A 6,066-nucleotide genomic window follows, 5' to 3' on the forward strand; every position below is an offset into this window, starting at 1 on the left:
GCGGCCAGCGATTTTACGGTTACATCTGTCATGCTGTTCCTTCCTGTTATTACGCGTCATCGCCGAACCAGCAGATATTACGTGCAGCCATAATCAGCGCACCGGCCTTCTCATCATCCAGCCCTTCAATATCTGTCAGATCGTCAACACCTTGCTCAGCGAGATCTTCCAGCGTGCAAACGCCTTTGGACGCCAGGCGATACGCCAGCGCACGATCCAGGCCCTCAAGATTCAGAAGATCCTCAGCGGGCTCCTGATTACCAAGGCTCTCTTCTTTCGCTAATGCCAGGGTGGTCAACGCATTTTTTGCTCGTTCACGCAGGGCTTCAATGGTCTCTTCGTCGAGGCCGTCGATTTCCAGCAACTCGTTGATTGGCACATAAGCCAATTCTTCCAGCGAAGAGAAGCCCTCTTCCACCAGTACGGTGGCGAACTCTTCGTCGATGTCGAGATGTTTAGTGAACATATCGATCGCTGCGTGGGCTTCAGCCTGATGCTTAGCCTGCAGATCATCGACGGTCATCACGTTCAGTTCCCAACCACTCAGTTGGGAAGCCAGACGCACGTTTTGGCCGTTACGGCCGATCGCCTGAGCCAGATTGCCGGCTTCAACAGCGATATCCATGGTGTGATTGTCTTCATCCACCACAATTGACGCCACATCGGCTGGCGCCATGGCGTTAATGACGAATTGTGCCGGGTTATCGTCCCACAGCACGATATCAATACGCTCGCCACCCAGCTCGCTTGATACAGCCTGGACACGCGCACCGCGCATACCCACACAAGCACCGACCGGATCAATACGTTTATCGTTGGTTTTCACCGCGATTTTAGCGCGTGAACCTGGATCGCGCGCTGCCGCTTTGATCTCGATAACTTCTTCACCGATTTCTGGCACCTCAATGCGGAACAGTTCGATCAGCATTTCTGGCTTAGAACGGGTGACGAACAGCTGTGCACCACGCGCTTCCGGACGAACAGCGTACAACACGCCGCGAATACGGTCGCCTGGGCGGAAGTTTTCACGTGGCAGCATATCTTCGCGTCCGATCACGGCTTCAGCATTGCTGCCCAGATCGAGTGAGATGCTGTCGCGGTTTACTTTCTTCACCACGCCGGTGATGATTTCACCTTCGTGTTGACGGAACTGATCAACCACCATCGCGCGCTCAGCCTCACGGACTTTCTGCACGATAACCTGTTTAGCGGTTTGGGTGGTGATACGGTCAAAGGTGACAGATTCGATCTGATCTTCAACGTATTCGCCCAGATTGAACGCTTCGTCTTCAAAGCGGGCCGCATCCAGCGTAATTTCACGAGTCGGCTGTGTTACTTCTTCCACAATCTGCCAGCGACGGAAAGTATCGAAATCACCGCTGCGACGGTCAATGCTGACGCGCACTTCGATCTCTTGCTCATACTTCTTTTTAGTCGCAGTGGCCAAAGCGCTCTCAAGCGCTTCGAAGATTTTCTCACGTGGCAGGGCTTTTTCGTTAGAAACGGCTTCTACTACAGCTAAGATCTCTTTGTTCATCCTGGTTAGCCTCAATCCGGACTTTTAAAAGTGGGGGACCAGGTTCGCTTTCTGAATATTACTCAGCGCGAACACCTCATCGTTACCCTCAACGGTTACCGTGATCATCTCACCTTCCACGGATTTGATGATCCCCTGCCATTTACGGCGGTTCTGTACGGCCATACGCAGTGTCAGGCTCACCTCATCACCGGCGAAACGTGCATAGTGTTCAGCAGTGAAAAGAGGACGCTCGAGACCTGGCGAGGAGACTTCAAGGTTGTAAGCCACCGTAATGGGATCTTCCACATCCATTACCGCGCTGACCTGGTGGCTAACATCGGCACAATCATCAACATTGATACCATTCTCACTATCAATATAGATGCGCAAAGTCGATGTGCGACCGCGAACGAATTCGATACCGACCAATTCGTAGCCAAGCGCTTCTACTGGAGCGGTGATCAAATCAGTCAATTTTTGCTCTAATGTGGACAAGCCCACCCCCAAGACATAAAAAAAGGGCCTATAGCCCAGTATTGCGATTCCTGATAACAAAAAACCCCGAAAATTCGGGGCTTTTTATCACTGGACCCTGTACGCCGCAGAGCGGCATCGGCACACAATCCAAAAGAATTTTTTTCAAAAAAACACTGAGGATGCGTCCGTCGATGCATACAGTATATTTGAAAAAGAACTCTAAGGGAAAGTGGTTGCGGGGGCCGGATTTGAACCGACGACCTTCGGGTTATGAGCCCGACGAGCTACCAGGCTGCTCCACCCCGCGTCCGAAAACGTGGCGAATAATACGCCGACCTTGCTAAAAAAGCAAGTTTTACTGAGATTTGGTACCGAGGACGGGACTTGAACCCGTAAGCCCTTTCGAGCACTACCACCTCAAGGTAGCGTGTCTACCAATTTCACCACCTCGGTACTGCACTGACTGCGACGTTATGTTGCCGCTAAAGCATTGACGATGTTACTGCGGGATATCATTGCCCGGGGTTGCCGGTTTAGCTGGCTGAGTCTGCTGTTCAGACTGAGCTGGCGCAGTGAGGTTTTCCCACTCGCTTCCTTTAGAAGACTTATTCGTGTTCAGATTGCCCAGAATCAAGCTGATGATGAAGAACAGGGTCGCCAGTACTGCAGTCATACGTGTCATGAAATTACCAGACCCGTTTGAACCGAACAGTGTACCAGAGGCGCCTGCACCGAATGAGGCTCCCATATCAGCGCCTTTGCCTTGCTGAAGCATGATCAGACCCACGAGGCCAATCGCAACAATAAGGAAAACAACTAACAGAGCTTCGTACATAATCAACCTGTTTCCTTGCGCGTTATCCGCACAGTTAAAGCTTCACCAATATTGACGGGGAGTATCGTCATCACCCATCAGAAGCGGGTGTGAATACTAACCAATGGGACATACCTCTGCAAGCGCAATTTTCACGAACCTTATTGATTGCGGAAAAAAGCGCCAGGATGGTGATTTAACAGGCGGAAAGTCGAAATCTCGCCGCCTGTTAACACGCTTAGACCGCTTTCACTGCATCAGCAATTTTATGCGCCAGCTCGGTGACTAACGCTTCATCTTCACCCTCGACCATCACGCGAATTAGCGGCTCAGTGCCCGATTTACGCAACAGCACACGACCGCGCCCTGCTAGCGTTTTCTCCACTTCAGCGCTGACAGCCTTAACGCTCTCGGATTCAAGGGGATCATGACTGCCGCTGAAGCGCACATTCACCAGAATCTGCGGCAGCATTTTCATGCCACTGCACAAATCATGCAGACTCATGTGATTACGCACGATAGCAGTAAGTACTTGCAAACTTGCCACGATACCGTCGCCAGTGCTGATTTTATCCAACAGAATGACATGCCCGGAGTTTTCAGCCCCCATGCGCCAGCCCTTCTCCTGCATTTTTTCCAGCACGTAGCGGTCACCCACTTTGGCACGTGTGAAAGGAATACCCAGCTGTTTCAACGCCAGTTCCAGCCCCATATTACTCATCAACGTACCCACCACCCCGCCGCGCAGTTGCCCCTGACGTAAGGCTTCACGTGCAATGATGTAGAGAATCTGGTCACCATCGACCTTCATGCCCAGATGATCCACCATCATGATGCGGTCACCATCGCCATCGTAAGCAAGGCCCAAATCTGCCTTCTCATCCAGCACGCGCTGCTGCAGCATGCGAAGATCGGTTGCACCGCACTCTTTGTTGATGTTCATGCCATCGGGCTGCACGCCAATCGCAATCACTTTGGCACCCAATTCACGCAGCACATTAGGGGCAATGTGATAGGTCGCACCGTTGGCGCAATCCACTACGATTTTCAGACCGTTGAGACTTAACTCGCTCGGGAATGTGCCTTTACAGAACTCGATATAGCGACCAGCAGCATCAACGATACGGCTGGCGCGCCCCAACTCAGCGGACTCAACGCAGGTCAGTGGCTTCTCTAACTCAAGCTCAATGGCCTCTTCCACTTCATCCGGCAATTTAGTGCCTTCCGCAGAGAAGAATTTGATGCCGTTATCGTCGAAGGGGTTATGCGATGCAGAGATCACGATACCGGCCTCTGCACGAAAGGTACGCGTCAGATAGGCAATCGCGGGGGTTGGCATAGGCCCGGTAAAGGCCGCCGACAAACCAGCAGCAGCCAGGCCCGCTTCCAGTGCCGATTCCAGCATGTAGCCAGATATACGCGTATCTTTACCAATTAATACCTTACGTGATCCAGAGCGCGCCAGAACCTTACCCGCAGCAAAACCCAGCTTTAGGACAAAATCAGGGGTAATCGGTGCTTCACCGACCTTGCCACGAATACCATCTGTACCGAAATATTTACGATTACTCATGCTTTATCCTTTTGCTCTCCGTGTCGCTTCAACAATACGCATCGCTTCGACAGTCTCTTTCACATCATGCACGCGAATAATTTGTGCGCCCTGCATAGCGGCAATCACCGCACAGCTCAGGCTGCCGGTCAGACGCTGCGTCGGACCGACATTTAACAGCTGGCCAATCATCGATTTGCGCGACATTCCGACCAATAGTGGTAAGCCAAAATGGTGGAAATGGCTGAGTTCAGCCAGCAGTTGATAATTGTGGTTGAGATTCTTACCGAAACCGAAGCCAGGGTCGAGCAACAGATTCTCTTTTTTAATGCCTGCCGCTTCGCAACGTGCAATCTGTGCCTGGAAGTAAGCGTCCACTTCACCCACGATATTCTGATATTCAGGTGCTTGCTGCATAGTGCGCGGTTCGCCCTGCATGTGCATCAGGCATACCGGCAGACCGGTCTCCGCTGCCGCTGCCAATGCACCCGGTTCTGACAGTGAACGAATATCATTAATGATGTGAGCACCCACTCGCGCCGATTCACGGATCACCTCTGGCTTTGAAGTATCAACAGAAATCCACACTTCAAAACGCTGGGCGATAGCTTCAACCACCGGAATCACGCGTGCTAACTCTTCATCTACGCTGACTTCATCGGCTCCTGGCCGCGTAGATTCCCCGCCGACATCGATGATGGTTGCGCCCGCATTCACCATCTCATTGGTATGGGTCAGCGCATCCACCAATGTGTTGTGTGTTCCGCCATCAGAGAAGGAGTCCGGCGTGACATTCAAAATACCCATCACATGGGGAAACGACAGATCGAGATGGGAATCACGGGCGAACAACTTCATGGCGGGAATCTCCTTGGGAATCACGGTATCACTGAATGTAAAAAACCCCGGACCGGCCGGGGTTTTTGCTGAGGTTTGTGGCCTCTTACTTGTCGAGCTGTTCTGACATGGTGTTGCCAGGATTTGGCGTACGCGGTTCATCAACCGGACGTGGCGCCTTTGGCGTCCCATTGTTGTCCGATGAACTGCTGCTGCCTGAATCATCCCAACCTGCTGGTGGGCGAACTTCACGACGAGCCATTAAGTCATCAATCTGTGGCGCATCAATGGTTTCATACTTCATCAGCGCGTCTTTCATCGCGTGAAGGATGTCCATGTTCTCACCCAGCAGAACACGAGCACGCTGGTAGTTGCTGTCGATCAGGTGTTTAACTTCCTGGTCGATGATGCGTGCTGTTTCATCTGACATGTGTTTCGCCTTAGCCACAGAGCGGCCGAGGAACACTTCGCCTTCTTCTTCAGCATACAGCAACGGACCTAACTTCTCGTTGAAGCCCCACTGCGTCACCATGTTTCGCGCCAGGTTAGTGGCGACTTTAATGTCGTTAGATGCACCGGTAGAAACGTGTTCTGCGCCGTAGATGATCTCTTCCGCCAGACGACCGCCATACAGCGTTGAGATCTGGCTTTCAAGTTTCTGGCGGCTGGCGCTAATCGCGTCACCTTCTGGCAAGAAGAAGGTCACACCCAGCGCACGTCCACGCGGGATAATTGTCACTTTATGCACCGGATCGTGTTCCGGTACCAGACGACCAATAATCGCATGGCCCGCTTCGTGGTAAGCGGTGGATTCTTTCTGCGCTTCCGTCATCACCATGGAGCGACGTTCCGCACCCATCATGATTT

At 52.3% G+C, this 6,066-nt stretch carries 5 protein-coding genes, 2 tRNA genes and 1 pseudogene; all 8 read right to left on the reverse strand.

All coding sequences use genetic code 11. The features are described from left to right. Window positions 1-49: 49 nt before the first annotated feature. Complete coding sequence (gene nusA, locus RT340_RS21295) at window positions 50-1,537, reverse strand: transcription termination factor NusA (RefSeq protein WP_034826526.1); 1,488 nt, start codon at window positions 1,535-1,537, stop codon at window positions 50-52. 24 nt (window positions 1,538-1,561) lie between these two features. Next, the gene (gene rimP / locus RT340_RS21300) at window positions 1,562-2,014 is read right to left on the reverse strand and encodes a ribosome maturation factor RimP (protein WP_034826528.1); all 453 of its coding nucleotides are present in this window, start codon (window positions 2,012-2,014) and stop codon (window positions 1,562-1,564) included. Between the two features lie 212 nt (window positions 2,015-2,226). Continuing rightward, a tRNA-Met gene (locus tag RT340_RS21305) sits at window positions 2,227-2,303 on the reverse strand. Window positions 2,304-2,362: 59 nt separating this feature from the next. Continuing rightward, window positions 2,363-2,449 (reverse strand) — tRNA-Leu (locus tag RT340_RS21310). Between the two features lie 46 nt (window positions 2,450-2,495). Continuing rightward, window positions 2,496-2,831: a preprotein translocase subunit SecG gene (secG, locus tag RT340_RS21315; protein WP_034826531.1), complete on the reverse strand. Its 336-nt coding sequence runs from the start codon at window positions 2,829-2,831 to the stop codon at window positions 2,496-2,498. Between the two features lie 217 nt (window positions 2,832-3,048). Then, window positions 3,049-4,383 carry a phosphoglucosamine mutase gene (gene glmM, locus RT340_RS21320; protein ID WP_200576368.1) on the reverse strand — a complete coding sequence of 445 codons (1,335 nt, stop codon included), beginning with the start codon at window positions 4,381-4,383 and terminating at the stop codon, window positions 3,049-3,051. 3 nt (window positions 4,384-4,386) lie between these two features. Next, window positions 4,387-5,220 carry a dihydropteroate synthase gene (gene folP / locus RT340_RS21325; RefSeq protein ID WP_097118206.1) on the reverse strand — a complete coding sequence of 278 codons (834 nt, stop codon included), beginning with the start codon at window positions 5,218-5,220 and terminating at the stop codon, window positions 4,387-4,389. Window positions 5,221-5,305: 85 nt separating this feature from the next. Beyond that, window positions 5,306-6,066: pseudogene (locus tag RT340_RS21330) on the reverse strand (ATP-dependent metalloprotease); the annotation flags it as partial.

It is taken from the genome of Pantoea sp. CTOTU50773 (assembly GCF_032082325.1).
GTDB classification, from domain to species: Bacteria; Pseudomonadota; Gammaproteobacteria; order Enterobacterales; family Enterobacteriaceae; genus Pantoea; species Pantoea communis.